At 41.3% G+C, this 16097-nt stretch carries 10 protein-coding genes; 6 read left to right on the top strand and 4 right to left on the bottom strand.

Annotated elements, in window-relative coordinates:
• Positions 1-1379: 1379 nt before the first annotated feature.
• From BT_RS13330 to BT_RS24840, 5 genes are all read left to right on the top strand, one after another.
• Positions 1380-2333 (top strand): hypothetical protein, encoded by a 954-nt coding sequence (locus BT_RS13330; RefSeq protein ID WP_011108417.1) that lies wholly within the window; start codon positions 1380-1382, stop codon positions 2331-2333.
• 63 nt (positions 2334-2396) lie between these two features.
• Positions 2397-2678, top strand: a complete 282-nt coding sequence (locus tag BT_RS25035; RefSeq protein WP_073343637.1) for a tyrosine-type recombinase/integrase — start codon at positions 2397-2399, stop codon at positions 2676-2678.
• Positions 2679-3702: 1024 nt separating this feature from the next.
• On the top strand, positions 3703-4695 hold the full coding sequence (locus BT_RS13320) for a tyrosine-type recombinase/integrase (RefSeq protein ID WP_011108412.1): 993 nt from the start codon (positions 3703-3705) through the stop codon (positions 4693-4695).
• Between the two features lie 229 nt (positions 4696-4924).
• Positions 4925-5008 (top strand): hypothetical protein, encoded by an 84-nt coding sequence (locus tag BT_RS25030; RefSeq protein ID WP_113760760.1) that lies wholly within the window; start codon positions 4925-4927, stop codon positions 5006-5008.
• Positions 5009-5135: 127 nt separating this feature from the next.
• Complete coding sequence (locus BT_RS24840) at positions 5136-5258, top strand: hypothetical protein (protein WP_256593223.1); 123 nt, start codon at positions 5136-5138, stop codon at positions 5256-5258.
• 223 nt (positions 5259-5481) lie between these two features.
• On the opposite strand, the gene BT_RS13310 is transcribed toward BT_RS24840, so the two are convergent.
• From BT_RS13310 to BT_RS13295, 4 genes are read right to left on the bottom strand one after another with little or no spacing between them, the layout of a single operon-like run.
• A complete protein-coding gene (locus BT_RS13310; RefSeq protein WP_011108410.1) occupies positions 5482-6927 on the bottom strand; it encodes a glycoside hydrolase family 125 protein in 1446 nt (481 codons plus the stop codon).
• A gap of 59 nt (positions 6928-6986) precedes the next feature.
• On the bottom strand, positions 6987-8144 hold the full coding sequence (locus tag BT_RS13305) for a glycoside hydrolase family 76 protein (protein ID WP_011108409.1): 1158 nt from the start codon (positions 8142-8144) through the stop codon (positions 6987-6989).
• A gap of 52 nt (positions 8145-8196) precedes the next feature.
• Complete coding sequence (locus BT_RS13300; protein ID WP_004304952.1) at positions 8197-9147, bottom strand: endonuclease/exonuclease/phosphatase family protein; 951 nt, start codon at positions 9145-9147, stop codon at positions 8197-8199.
• 53 nt (positions 9148-9200) lie between these two features.
• Positions 9201-11483 (bottom strand): GH92 family glycosyl hydrolase, encoded by a 2283-nt coding sequence (locus tag BT_RS13295; RefSeq protein WP_011108408.1) that lies wholly within the window; start codon positions 11481-11483, stop codon positions 9201-9203.
• A gap of 210 nt (positions 11484-11693) precedes the next feature.
• Between BT_RS13295 and BT_RS13290 the strand changes: the two genes are divergently transcribed.
• On the top strand, positions 11694-15731 hold the full coding sequence (locus tag BT_RS13290; protein WP_011108407.1) for a hybrid sensor histidine kinase/response regulator transcription factor: 4038 nt from the start codon (positions 11694-11696) through the stop codon (positions 15729-15731).
• Positions 15732-16097 lie beyond the last annotated feature (366 nt).

Below are 16097 nucleotides of genomic sequence, written 5' to 3'. Positions count from 1 at the left end.
GCATCTCAAAAACGACTTTTACATAGATCAGTAAAAAACGAATTATGATAATAGAAAATTCTGATCCGGTTCCCTTAAAATATCTTACGTTATTGGAAGTTCCTAAAAAGAGCTGACGCAGAATCCTAAAAAGTCTTTGGTATCATTCTGTGAAAAACATTCAATAAATGATCATTTCAACAGATGGTTTTGCCCCCTCAGAATAGACTATGTAATGAAGTATGCCTGGAGGCTGGCCAGTCTCCAAATTCAAATGAATTGTACTTAAACAGCTCCGAATTATTGAAGACTGAACTGAATAATGATATTAATCTATGTCTCGTTGATTTTTGTGAAAGGCACAATATCGATTATAGGGGAATGGTGAATAGGCTAGTAACTAACAATATGTATTTTTTCTATATATGGGGCAAATATGCGCTGTCAAAGGCATAGAGATTCCCAAGGGCAACAGCTAACCTTATATTCCTCCTCCTTTCAACGGGGACAAGGCACAAGCAAGACTCGGAAAGACACTGGATAAATACCGAAAATAACTGGATTCCAATCCATGTTATTCGCTGAAAGTTCATTGCACCAGAATGGGAATAAATTATTGTGATATGTTACGCTGGATGAGATTAATGAAGGTTATTGTCAGACAATTGTAAAAGGCGTAAGATTCAATACGAAAATTCCCCGATAATCTTCCATGTTCATGGTTCAGTTTTGGTTCAATGGAGGCCCCCGCTCAGATATGTTTAGAGGTGTGACTATCAGCTGTCCTGATGGGAAGAGCATTCATGTGGAGGAATGTTCCGTTATTGAATTGTGTACTTCTATACACTTATGATAAAGACCAAAGACGAAAATATATACTCCCAATTATATTTGAACTATCAGAAAACAACCAGTACTTTTTCTTTCCAGAACCTGTCCGCATGAGTTGTGGTATTGATGGTTTTTCCAAATCGGTTTATATCCATCCTATACTTTCATTGGTTTCAGGGGATATATTCATTTTTTATGTTGACAACAAAATTATGTTGGTATTGACCTATAATATCTTTAAATAGAAATACTAAAGTTTTTTTATCACAACATAATAATCTTGCATGTTTCATATCTTTATGTCAAGGAACTGCCACTAGCGGCAGCATCAATCACATGTACGAAAGACTTTATGTTACAGAATCCAAGTTGCGGGTGCATCTTGATTCTCCATTGCTAAAAGAACGCAGAGTATTTTTAGAAGAAAATGCGAACATGGGTAAATCTAAAGACCGGTTACGGATATTAGCGTCCTATATTTTTACGCTACGCATGCTTTGCATTTACACGACGGGGAAAATGATATAGTTCCTATTGAGAATATCACCAAAGTATGCCATGATTATCGGATGCATTATTCAGATCATTTCCATAAAGTCTGCATAGCGAGTGAATTAAATGAATTTACAGATGCTTTTCGCATTATTTATTCATGGCTTTTCTCTTTAAAACTTTTAGAGCCTAAGTTCATGGATAAGGATTCTATCTTTTGTAGGTTATTTACAAGCATCCACTTTAGGCTAAAATATATTGCAGCTCCACATTATGAAGAAAGGAAAAGGCATCTGGAGACTTTGGAAAAGGATGGAGTACCGAAGGCTTACATTAGAGAATATGCAGAGCAACAGCTTAATGTCATCAAGCAGTTTAAACTTGAACAAAAGCCTATAGGACATAGCTTCTCCACTGATGAAATCATTGATGCGGCCCGTTGTTTTGGAGAGTTATCAAATGGGATATCTGTTCGCAGTAGATATCAGCGTTTCAGAGCTGTCTGTATGAGTTGGTTCTCATTCATGGAAGTTATCACAGGAAAAGATAAGAGTTATCCCGGCTCTAACTATGTGGACATGTTCTGTGAATGGCATCTCACCTCCAAAGGAAGCTCTGTCGGCGCTACGGTACATATATGTCAGGAATTAGATAGATTCTTTGCTTATATCAACTCAAAAAGCGTAACGATCAACTTATTGACCGCGGCTTGTATCGACGGATATATTGAAACTTATCAATCCGCATGTTTCGCACGTAAGACTGTGGCCAGTAAGGTGTCAATTTTGAGGACTTTTCTCAGATATCTATATAACAGAAGTATCATTAAAACAGACATGTCATCATACCTCATAAGCCCCCGAATTTATACATGTGAGATTCTATCTGTTTCTCCAAACGAGAATGACCTTAATCGAATCTCTCATTTTTATGATGGTAACACTCCCTCTGCCATTAGAAATAAAGCTATACTTCTTTTACTTATAGAATACGGAATGAGAAGTGGGGGAAGTTACCGGTTTAAAACTTAGCGATATAGACTGGGAACGCGATGTTCTGTATCTTCACAGAGAAAAGGGACGCCGAAACAGCAGGTGCTGACGTTGAAAGCTAATGTTGGAAACGCCATCCTCAGATATATCAAAGAGGTAAGATGTAATGAACGTGGTTATAGGGAAGTTTTTCTTAAGTTGAACAATTCCGTGAGACCAATGCCCCCCAAAGGCATATATCATGTGGTTTCCAATGCCATTAAGGGATTGTGTATACATGTAGAGCATGTAGGTCCTCATTCTCTTAGAAGAGCATTTGCTACGATACGTATCAATAAAGGACATACGTTTAAAGATATTGCTGACATACTCGGACACAGATAACTTGACACGACCAGAATCTACGCAAAGGTGGACCTTAAAAGCCTGCGCCAAGTATCTGACATAAATTGGGAGGGTATATTATGACAGTAACCGAAGCAATATCAAAGTACATCACTTTCCGTAGAAGTGTCGGTGAGAAGTTTGATACAGAGCCTAGAATAATGAATCTGTTCTCAAAAGCTGTTGGCGAAGACAGGGAAATGTCGGACATTAACAGGCAACAGTGCGTGTCTTTTCTATATAGCAGACCTTCATTCAAGAATGGTTTGACCGCCTATTAGTTCAACATATATGGGATGTTGGATGGTTTATTCAACTGGGCTATAGCAAGAAACATCATGAATTACAATCCTCTTCCCACAGATAAGCCCAATCGTCCGCAGGGCTTTATCCCATATATATACAAAAGGGAAGAGTTGAAAAAAATAATTGATAAATCCATGACTTACAGATCCTTTTATACAACCTTTTACCCTGAAACTATCAGAGGAATAATAATGCTGACCTATCTTTGGGGGCTTAGACCGAGTGAAACTCTTGGCATAGAGATGGCGGATGTACATCTTGGTACTGATAACTATATAGTGATTAAACAAATGAAGTTCTATAATACCAGGATAGTAACATTCAATGATAGGTCGCTTCTTTTATAGAAGACTTCCTGTTTTGGCGTAAACATACAGGATTACCATCCGAGGAGTGACTCACCTCTGTTTTTGAAAAGAACATTTGCCGCATACTCAACACATGCTCTACAAATGGCCTTTGCCATGATACGTGAGGATGCAAATGTTCGTAGATATGATGGCGCAAGATACCAGCCAAGACTGCACACCGCGCACCACACATTTGCTACAGAGAGAATTGTGTCATGGTATAGGGAAGGACGAAACGTGCAGGATATGCTTCCTGTCCTATCCACCTACCTTGGTCATACGAGCATAAATACGGCTGTCTATGTGTCTATGACCAATGAATTATTGAAGGAAGCAGGTCGCAAGTTTGAATCATGTGTATTGAAATTATGAACAAGCAAGAAAAATACTCATTTGTAGGTTACTGGTTCATGAGATATCTATCTGAATATATACCGGTAATAAAGAATCAATCTCATAATACGCTCACCAGTTATCGTGACTACTATATGCAGTATCTACCTTTTGTAGCCAAGAGAACCGGCAAACATGCCGATAAACTTTTGATTACGGATCTCACTGTCGAGAGGACCAATGCTTTTTTGAATCATATAGAGACAGACAAGGGCTGTACTATTCAAACCCGTAACCAAAGGCTTACCGCAATCAAGTCTTTCGTCCATTATGTGTACAATAATGCACCTGAATATATGGAATGGAGCCGATTGATGAGCACTATACCGATGAAGAAAGTGAAGGTAAAAGTCATTGAAGGGAGCGTATTGCCAGCCGTGTCTTATCTTGACAAGAGAGAGATGGATGCGTTGCTTAATACTCCTGACCGACAAACAGTACAAGGCAGGAAAGATTATGCAATGTTACTTTTCTTGTATAACACTGGAGTTCGAGCCTCTGAGGCGGCTTCGCTAACAATAGGTAGCATTATTTATGATGATGCTTCGTGTCCGTTGGTAAGAATTTATGGTAAGGGGAATAAAAGCCGCACATGCCCCTTATGGAATAGAACATTAAACGCTATAAAACCATTTATGGCCGGCAGACGTGAAACAGAAAGAGTCTTCTTGAACAGATACGGAAATCCCATGACCAGATTCGGTATTTACGAATTACTGGAAAGGAATGTCATAAAGGCTACGGCCACTGCACCAACTCTTGCAAAGAAAAGAGTGAGTCCTCATACTCTTAGACATACAGCAGCATGTCATTTATATGAATCTGGAAATGATATCGTTACCATCCAGTCCTGGTTAGGCCATGTCTCATTAAATACTACCAATATATATACAGAGGTAAGTTTACAAATGAAAGAAAAGGCTATTATGCTATGGACTATAGATGGTGAAGAAAATGCTACCAAGTAATGGAAGAAGAATAAAGGCATACTCAACTTCCTTAACTCGCTCTAGCCTAAAAAATATGTTGGTATCAAATTATATAATCTGTTTAATGTCAGATATATACATTATAGTACCAGCATAATTTTGTTGCCAACATAAAAAATGTTATGTGGTATACCACGTAATGTGTTCTTTTCCCATGGTCGGAAACGTATAAAACTTCCTCGTAGTTCGTTGGGACGGGGATGGTTTTATCCTATATTATAAACGACTTACAAGAGGCACTTTTGATCTTTCTTGTTGTAGCACGGAAAAAGGCGTGTACGAACTTGACTAGTACACATTTTATTTCATAATGAGAGGAATAACGGTTCAAGGACTCCGTTTTAAGAAGCACTTTAAGATCGCTTGCAATAATTGGTAACTGTTTAATATTTAGTGAGATAATGTTGAAATGTGTTTAGATGAATCAATTTTATTATTGCATTTATGGTATGAAAAGTTCTGATTTCGCATTGGTTCTACAACAACAGTTGGATGTCGCCAACGAGACCAACCGGGTCTTGTTGGCATGTATTGACGACTAGGGAAAGGCCATAGGGGAACTCTGTCTGAACTTGCTATAGCCAATCTTAAACGCAAGGAGATGATTTCAATCATAACATCCATGTAGCAAGCATTATTGGAAAAAGATGCGGACATAAATAAACAGAAGAGGATAAACAAGAGGGTGGCCAAACTCGTTTTCAATAAATCAGAAAAATAGTACTTGAAACTAAAGTCTTCAATCTTGAACTTTGGGAAAGTAAGCTATTGGATACTATTCAGTAAGTCTACCTTTCCTTCATTCACGAGTTTTAGGATTAGTTCTCCAAACAGCGTATTTTGCCATGCAAACCAGGAACGAGTAAAGTTTTTCGGGTCGTTCTTGTGGAAAGATTCATGCATGAACCCTGTTCCGGCATCCGTATCCATCAGCATTTTGATGCAGGTCTTGATTTCTGCGTCGTTTTGACTGGTGAATGCTTTCATCATAATACTCATGGGCCAAATCATATCATATCCGATGTGCGGACCGCCAATTCCTTCGCCGGCAGTACCTTTGAAGAAGTAAGGATTATCTTCGCTCCATACAAACTTACGGGTATTCTGATAAATAGGATCGTTCACTTTCACATCCCCAAGATAAGGCAGGGCAATGAGACTCGGCACATTGGCATCATCCATTAACAGTTGATTGCCGAAACCGTCCACTTCGAAAGCATAGATTTTGCCATATTTCGGATGATTGTAAACCGCATACTTTTTCAGGGCTGTTTCCACTTCGTTAGACAGTGTAGTACATTCTTTAGCTAAATCAGGTTTCTTGTTGACCGTATTCAGAATTTCGGCAGCTTTGCGCAATGAAGTTACAGCAAAGAAGTTGGACGGAACGAGAAACTGGAAAGTTGTAGCATCATCCGAAGGACGGAAAGCAGAAGCAATCAGTCCGACCGGCTTTACAGGATTGCCCCAGCCGTCATTGGTCATCGTATCGAGTGCACGTTCCGTTTTGCGTTGGAAACGATAAGGACCTTTCGGATCTTCTTTTCGTTGCTGTTCCTTAAACGTTTTCAGAACCTTGGCGATGGCTGTAAGCCATTCGTCGGAGAATATACTGGCATCTCCCGTCGTCTTCCAGTAATGATAAGCGAGACGGATAGGATAACAGAGCGAGTCGATTTCCCATTTGCGTTCGTGCAGTTCGGGCTTCATGTCCGTAAGGTCACTCATCCATTCGCCGCCTTCGGAATTCATGTTGAAAGCATTGGCATACGGGTCGATATTGATACACTTGAACTGACGTTTGATAACGCCAGCGAGCATTTTTTTCAGTTCTGCGTCTTTGTTGGCGAGTTGCACGTAAGGCCATACTTGTGCACCCGAATCGCGCAACCACATGGCGTGGATGTCACCTGTATAAACAAACGTATCGTCTTTACCGTCAAAATGAACAGTAGTATCCAGTGTGTTCGGGAAACAGTTTTCGAACATCCATGCTAAGCGGGCATTCGTCAGCAGTTGCTTGATATGCGCAATCTGTTGTTCCACAGCTTGTGAGACAAACAGACGTTTCGATGTTTCCGGACGGTTCGTCTGATAGTTGTTGATTTTGGTATTATCTTGTTGGATGACAAAATCACTGTTCGTTATAGCCTGCATATTGCTAGCGCCCAAGAGTGCTATGGACAAACAAAAGGCTTTAGTTATATTCATGGTAATAGTCTTTTTTTGTTGATTAGTATTGATTATGAAAGTGTTGCGGAGAAGAAGTGTTAAATCTCTGCAAAGAATTCAATAAGACAGGCATTGTCGAGCAGCCATTTATACTGCTCCTTGTTATGTCCCGACCAATCCCTGCCTAATAATCCGTTTTCATCCCGGTAGTTTTCCCAGGCGTGAAGCGCATTTTCCACCATCGCATTGACATACGCCGGATTCTTGTCAATCTTATACAGAGCTTTCAGTCCTCTGAATAAGATCACGTTAAACCAGGCCATGTCTTTATGCACTTTGACAGTCGGGTCTTTCTTGTCGGCTTTTGTGCGGAAAAAAGCATCAGTTCCTGCGGCTGTCTGCTGTGCATCGCGCAAATACTGTTCATCTCCCGTTTCCTCATAGAGCAATACACCCGCCTGAATCATCTGTCCACTGTTGTAGGCGTACTTCTCTTTGGAAACTTTCCCTTTCAGGTTGATGTTATCCCAGTAAAGATGGTCGGTAGGGTCGCACAGATGCTTTTTCGTCCAGGCATACGTCTCTTTTGCTTTTTCGAGGTATTTGGCATCCTTCGTCAGCCGGTACAACTTGACACCGAGCACAGTAGACGGTGCATTGGAACAAGTATGCTTCGCTTCCTTCTGCTGTTCACACCAAAAGATGCCACCGCCTATCTCATCGCTCCATCCACTGTAGATATATTGATACAATGCAACGGCTTTTTCCAAAGATGCAGGCTTGTGAGTCAGTTGGTAATAATCGCAGTAATCCAGTGCAATCCAGATGTTATCGTCATAATAACGTCCGTGCTGCCCGTACTTGGTGGGGTATGACTGATAACAGGCCGGCAAGCGACTGTTATCCCAATACTGCTCCATTCCCGGTAGAATTCTTTTCTCGAGAATCTTTTTGTACTTCTTGTTTCCGGTCGCTTTGTATAAAGCCACACAACCCGACATCATCCCGGAATACGGCCATAGAAAAGAAGCCTTCAGCGTTCCGTTCTGCTGCGTTCCGCCCGCCAGATAAGTAATTTTTTGGTCGGGATTGACAGGATACGTTTCTGTTAGTAGTCCGTCATTCGTCTGATAGAGATTCAATACATTAGATAGAATCGAGTCGGCAATAGAAAGATAACGGGTATTTCCCGGTGTCTTTCCCACTGCGGAAGTAAGGCAAAATAACATACAGGCTACAAAACATATATTTCTCATAGGAATATCGGGTTGTGTGGTGAAACTTTCAGGTTATAACTAGATACAAAGATTATTTCTGCTGACGCTGGTCGAACTCCAGTTCCACCTTTACGGGGAAATGGTCTGAAGGAGTGCGCGCCTGATAAGTCTTGATGTCGATTTCTTCCGGGCAATCGTTCGCCTGCTTCTTTTCTCCCTTGCCTACGATGCTGCGGTAAGTATCAGTCAGCACACCATATCTTTTCACTTGGAAAGACGGAGAAACGAATATATGGTCGATACGGCTTTCCGTAAAGCTGTTCGGGTCGAAGTCGTTGAACGTGCCGTTGATAGCATAGCGGAAGCCGGCCTTCTCGTAAGAGTCGCACAACACCCCTTTGCTCACAAAAGCATCATAAGACTGGTGGGTCTGGTCGACATTGAAGTCTCCCGTCAGGATGGCCGGAAGCTCTTTGCCTTTGCCAAGTTCTTTCATCTTGTCCTGTACGAGGAATGCACTTTCCACACGTGCCTTCTTGCCGATATGGTCCATGTGCAGGTTGAAGAAAAGGAATTCGAAGCCGGTATCTTTGCATTTGAAGTGTCCCCAACTGCAAATACGCGGCAACACGGCATCCCATCCTTTGCTCGGCACGTCGGGAGTTTCCGACAACCAAAAATCACCTTTCTCTATCACGTCAAACTTGTCTGTGCGATAGAAAATAGCAGAATGTTCACCTTTCTCTTTGCCGTCGTCGCGACCTACACCGATATAATCATAACCGGGTAATGCTTCTTTCATATCTTTCAGTTGATGAATAAAGCACTCCTGCGTGCCGAAAATATCGAAATCGTGATATTGCACTATTTGGGCAATGACCGGGTAACGTTGTCCCCAACCGTTTCCGTTGATTGAATCGCCACCGTTGGCGTTTCTCAAATTGTAGGAGGCAACGGTGATAGAAGTAGGCTGATAGTTACTTTGACAACCGCAAAAGACGATCGCAACAAGGGCAATTAGTAAAAGGTTTTTCAGTTTCATGTTTTTATAGTTTGTTTGGTAGATAATTCATTGATCTCCAAAAGTACAATATTTTATTCAAACGAAAGAGAGTAAGGTACATCTTTTTCTGTGGTTCCCCGTTGTTTATTGGGCACGGGGCTCATTTGAAATTGAATATTAGCACCTTTAATCAGCTGGTCATGTGTAAGGAAATTACGGGTTTGTGATTTCCCGTTTACTTTCATTTCCTTGATGTAGCGGTTGTCAAGCTGGTTGTTATCTGCCTTGATCGTGATGGTCTTTCCGTTCTCCAAATGTAACTTCGCTGATTTAAAGAGCGGGGTTCCTATGATATATTCATCTGTTCCCGGGCAAACCGGATAGAAACCGAGTGCGGAGAATACATACCAGGCGGAAGTCTGTCCGTTGTCTTCGTCACCGCAATAACCGTCGGGACCGGCGGTATATAGTTTGTTCATAATCTCACGTATCCAGTATTGAGCTTTCCAGGGTTCGCTTGAATAGTTGTAGAGATATACCATGTGTTGAATAGGCTGGTTGCCATGCGCATATTGCCCCATGTTCATTACTTGCATTTCACGCATTTCGTGAATCATGCCGCGGCTTTCCATTCCCAGTTTACCCGAGATGACAAAAACAGAATCCATCATCGCGTTGAATTCTTTCTTGCCTCCCATCAGGTTGATAAGTCCTTGCGGGTCGTGGAATACGCAGAAGCTCCAGTGCCAGCTATTCCCTTCGCAAAATTCACCGCTCCAGTCCACTGCATCGAAATTCGGATTGAATACGCCTTTGTTATCTTTGCCAACCATCAGTTTGCGTTCCGGGTGATAGACATTTTTGTAGTTCAGCGCGTGTTTCTTATAAATGTCGATTTCGTTCTCCGGTTTACCAAGTTTCTTACCTAGTGTATAAATTGCCCAGTCGTTGTAAGCATACTCCAATGTACGTGCAACGTTTTGTCCTATGCCGATATTGTTGGCAACATATCCCAGTTGGTTGTAAGATTCGTAACCGAGACGACCTGAAGCAGTCCCGCGAAGATGTGCATTTGCTCCATGTTTCAATGCTTCCCAAAGAGTTTCGATATCATATCCTCGCAATCCTTTGATGTAAGCGTCGGCTACTACGGAAGCCGAGTTGTTGCCTACCATACAATCCCGATGTCCCGGACTGGCCCATTCCGGCAGGAAACCACTTTCCTTGTAAGTATTCACTAGTCCCTCCTGCATCTTTTGATTCATTGACGGATACATCAGGTTGAGGAAAGGGAACAGGCAGCGGAACGTGTCCCAGAATCCGGTGTCGGTAAACATATAACCGGGACGCACTTCGCCGTTGTAGGGGCTGTAATGCATGACTTGTCCCTTAGCATCTATCTCGTAGAAACTGCGTGGAAAAAGCATGGAACGGTATAAACAAGAATAGAAGGTGCGTAAATTATCGATATTATCGTCTTCTATCTCTATTTTACTCATTTCACGGTTCCAGATTTCTCTTCCGTTCGCTACCAGTTGGTCGAAACTGTTTTTGCCAAGCTCTTTGAGATTCAACTCCGCCTGTTCGGGGCTGATAAAGGAGGAAGCAACACGTGCGTGTACGATTTCTCCCTTTTTCGTGGCGAATCCGATCACGGCCCCTGTGTGGTTTCCTTTTGCTTCTGTTTCATTCGGAAGAATGTTGTTTTCGAAAACTGTGGAAACGAATGTGAACGGTTTGTCGAATTGAATCACGAAATAGTTTTTGAAGTTTTCCGGCACACCGCCGCTATTCTTGGTTGAATAGCCGATAATCTTGTTTTCTTCCGGAATCACTTTCACATAAGAACCTTTGTCGAAAGCGTCTACAATCACGTAGGCATTCTTTGTCTCCGGATACGTGAAACGGAACATGACGGCACGCTCCGTAGGAGCAAGCTCGGTTGTTACATCATGGTCGGCGAGGTATACCTTATAATAATAAGGTTTGGCAACTTCCGCTTTGTGAGAGAACCAACTGGCACGTCGGTCTTGATCGAATACCAGTCCGCCTGTGATAGGCATGATGGCGAACTGCCCGTAGTCGTTCATCCAGGGACTGGGCTGATGTGTTTGTTTGAATCCCCGGATTTTGTCGGCATCATACGTGTACGCCCAACCGTCTCCCATTTTACCGGTCTGCGGTGTCCAGAAATTCATTCCCCACGGCAATGCCGTAGCCGGATACGTGTTTCCGGTAGACAGTTCAAACTTGGATTGAGTGCCTATCAGTGTGCTGACATAGTCTACAGGATTCTTAACGGCAGAAGATTGCAGGCTGTACAACACGGCACCTCCAAGAAATAGCAAGTGTTTAAATGAAAAATGTGTTTTCATGAACAAATGAATTTATAGATTTGAAAATAATTTCTACGACGAAAATAGGGAGAAAAGGAATGTGCTTCTAGTAATAGAGGGGCTAAATCGCCTCTTGTCGCTGAAATTAACTACTCTGGCACGGAGCTTTACTTATATTCCGGCCAAAAAAAAGCTCGGAATGTTTTTTTGTTTACCTTTGTCATATAGCAAATCTAAGAATAATACACTATGGGAAAACAGTCGGTTTTTATTCTATTCTTTTTTCTTAATCTGTTGATACATAACGCTTATGCTTATAATTTGAAGCAAGTTGCAGATAAAGAGTATATGTCTAATAGTTCGATTACATCTCTGTGCCAGGATGAGCGTGGATTGATGTGGATCGGGACCTGCGACGGACTGAATATTTATGATGGACAGGAGATTGAGGAATTTAAGACTCGTGACAAGGAGGATTACTTATCTGGTAATCTGATTGACAATATTGTGTATACGGGCGAAGATATTTACTGGATTCAAACCTACTATGGGTTGAACCGTTTGAACCGGAAAACCAATACAATCACTCACTATAATGAATTTCAGAAACTCTTCTTTATGAATAAGGATAGTCATGGCAATCTGTTCATTATCCAGGATAGTAACTGCATCTATTATTATCATAAAAAAGAAGGAGTCTTCAAGAAAATCAATATCACGGGAATCCCGATTTCCGATATCGTAAACTTCTTTATCGATGGTAACAACCGGATGTGGGTAGTCATGAAAGGATACAACCGCTGTTATGACATACAGCAGGAAGCCGCATCGGGAGATATCACCCTGTTACCCCAGAAAACAAACCTGATTTATCAGACTTCCTTGATTTATTGTTTCAATGACGAGCAATCTCTTTATTACATAGACAAGGAATTTAATTTTTATGCTTTCCATATTCCGACCCAGAAGAATGAATTTATTGCCAATCTGGGTAAGGAAATACAGGAACGTGGCAAAATTTCGTCCATCGTTCATTATCATAACAGCTATTTTGTGGGCTTTTTGATGGATGGTATTCTCCTGTTGGAGAAACAGAAGGAGACGGATCATTATCAAATTCAGTCGTTACCTATCAACAGCGGTGTATTCTGTCTCAAGAAAGACCGTTTTCAGGATATTGTCTGGATTGGTACTGACGGGCAGGGCGTTTATCTTTATTCGAACCCGCTTTATTCTATCAAATCAATGGTGCTTAGCAATTACACCGAGAAAATAGAACGCCCCGTGCGTGCCATCTATCTTGATGATGAACGTACTTTCTGGGTGGGAACTAAAGGAAACGGAATTCTTAAAATCTATGATTACGAATTCGATAAAAACATCTCCGACTGCCGGGCAGAGGTGTTGACTACCTCTAATAGTGCTTTGAGTAGTAATGCCGTTTATTGTTTTGCCAAGAGCCACCGGAATTTGCTTTGGATAGGAGACGAAGAAGGATTAACTTATTATTCATATCGGGAAAAACGTATTAAGAGTATACCGATACGGATCGGTAACGAAGATTTTAAATACATCCATGGCATTTACGAAACAGCAGATTCCGAACTGTGGCTGGCGAGTGTCGGCATGGGAGTGGTGAAGGCTCGTATTGCCGGAACACCGGACAATCCGGTGATTGTGGATGCGCAACGTTACGTCATCAATGACGGTGAACTGGGATCGAACTATTTCTTTACTATTTATGCAGAGAATGAAGCCAACTTGTTGTTTGGTAATAAAGGATATGGGGTGTTCCGTTATAACGAAACGACGAACGGCCTGGAACCGGTGTCTACTCATAAATACGAAAACATGACCCTGAATAATATTCTCGCCATCAGTAAAGACAGCAGCAATAACTATCTTTTTGGAACGAGCTACGGATTGATAAAGTACACTTCGGAAACTTCTTATCAGCTCTTCAATGCTAAGAATGGTTTCCTGAATAATACCATTCATGCAATTCTTAGAAACTCGTCCGACAACTTCTGGTTGAGCACTAATCTCGGATTAATCAATTTCGATACGAAACGGAATGTCTTTCGTTCGTATGGCTTTGGAGATGGTTTAAAAGTGGTAGAGTTTAGTGACGGTGCCGCTTTTCGGGATTCCCGGACTGGTACTCTGTTCTTTGGCGGAATCAATGGAGTCGTAGCTATCCGGGCGGATGGCCGTCCGGAGCAGCTTTATATGCCTCCTGTTTATTTTGATAAGCTGTCTATCTTCGGTGAACAATACAATCTGGGCGAATTTCTCACCCGGAAAAAAGAAACTGAAGTCTTGAATTTGCAGTATGACCAGAATTTCTTTTCTGTTTCATTTGCCTCTGTGGATTATCTGAATGGTAATAACTGTACCTATTTTTATAAACTGAAAGGATTGAGTGACCAATGGGTAAACAATGGTTCGGAAAGCGGAGTCTCTTTTACGAATATGGCTCCCGGCGAATATACCTTACTGGTGAAATATTACAATAGTGTTTTTGATAAAGAGAGTGATGTCTATTCCCTGGTCATTCGTATAGGCGATCCGTGGTATGCTTCCTGGTGGGCTTATTTGATTTATGCCTTCTGTCTGCTTTTACTGGCAGCCTTACTGATACGTTCCTTTATCCTGCGCTCCAAACGTAAAAAGCAGGAATTGCTGAACGAGATAGAGAAACGCCATCAAAAGAATGTCTTTGAGTCCAAACTTCGTTTCTTTACTAATATCGCACATGAATTTTGTACTCCGCTGACTTTGATTTATAGTCCTTGCGGACGAATCCTTTCATCGAAAGGACTTAGTAAATTTGTCGTAGACTACGTACAGATGATTCAGACGAATGCGGAGCGTCTCAACAACCTGATTCATGAATTGATCGAATTCCGTCGGATTGAAACGGGAAACAGGGAAGTACGGATTGAGTCATTGAATGTGTCTTCCATTGTGAAAGGAATAGCCAAAACGTTTGTAGAAATGGCTAAATCCAGAAACATCACTTTCTTGAGCAAGATACCCGAGCAGGTGATGTGGAACTCGGACAAAGGATTCCTGAATACAATTATTATTAATCTGATTTCTAATGCCTTTAAATATACTCCCGACGGACAAAGTATCAAGATTGAAGTGGATACGAGCGGGGAAAACATGCTGACTCTTCGTGTAGCGAATGAAGGAAGTACCATCAAGGAAAAGGATTTTCAGTATATTTTTAATCGGTATGCCATTTTGGATAATTTCGAGAATCAGGATGAAAAGAACTTTTCACGGAACGGACTGGGACTAGCCATCTCTTATAATATGGCAAAGTTGCTGAATGGTACGTTGAAAGTGGAAAATACTCCTGACGGATGGGTGATGTTTACACTAACCTTGCCGGTCGTGGAACTGACTACCGGAGTGGCGGAAACCAAGCGGCTCACAGCGGAATACATCCCTAAGATAGATACTCAATCGATACTGAAACTTCCCCAGTATGAGTTTGATAAGATGCGTCCTACGCTTTTGGTTGTCGATGATGAAATCGAAATGCTATGGTTTATTGGAGAAATCTTCTCGGCTGACTTCAATGTGGTAACCTTGCAAGATCCCGAACGGCTGGATCAGGTGATGAATGAGGTTTATCCGAATGTGATTATCTGTGATGTCATGATGCCGGGAATGGGTGGCATTGAACTGACCAGGCGGATCAAATCGGTGAAAGAGACGGCGCATATTCCTATTATTGTGGTTTCCGGACGGCACGAGATGGAACAACAGATGGAGGCTCTTTCTGCCGGTGCGGAAATGTATATCACGAAACCGTTTAGTGCAGAGTACCTTCGTATTTCTGTCTGTCAGGTGATAGAACGGAAAGAGGTGTTGAAAAATTATTTCAGTTCGCCGATCAGTTCTTTTGAAAAGTCGGATGGAAAGTTAACGCACAAAGAGTCGAAGAAGTTCCTACAATCGGTTTTGAAGATAATCAATGATAATATAACAAACAAGGATTTAACGCCGCGTTATATCGCCGATCGGCTGGCAATCAGTCCCCGGAGTCTCTATCGGAAGATGGAAGAGATAGGAGAGGACAGTCCGACGGATTTGATAAAGGAATGTCGTTTGCATATAGCAAAAGATTTATTGCTGACGACGAAAAAGACGATTGATGAAATTGTATTCGATTCAGGATTCTCGAATAAAGTAACTTTCTTCAAGGTGTTCCGTGAAAAGTATGAATGTACGCCAAAAGAGTTTCGACAAAAACATTTAGCGGAAGTGCAGTAATAAATTTGAAATGTTGTAAAATAGAATACTATTCAGAATAGTTGTCACCTTATTCTAGAAGTAGATACATATTATGTAAAAGTTGAATTGTAGTGAAGGATAACTTTTTTTATATATGCAAATTGTCACAATGGAGTATTTTGTTCTTAGAGTATTTTTATGAAGTGTAAATACGTGCCAGTAGTATGTTAGATAGATATTGGGAGTGCATATGTTTGTTTTTACAAGATGATAAAGTGTATTATAGCGACAATATAGTAAATATTTGTGCCAAGAGAAAGAGACTGATTAAATATTCTGAGGGAATGGAAGTTTGAAAACTTACATTTGCATATAATTGACTTGTGATTTTTATTATTAGAATAG

Source organism: Bacteroides thetaiotaomicron VPI-5482 (genome assembly GCF_000011065.1).
GTDB classification, from domain to species: domain Bacteria; phylum Bacteroidota; class Bacteroidia; order Bacteroidales; family Bacteroidaceae; genus Bacteroides; species Bacteroides thetaiotaomicron.
The sequence above is the reverse complement of the archived record's forward strand: the minus strand, read 5'-3'. Positions and strand labels throughout refer to the sequence as shown.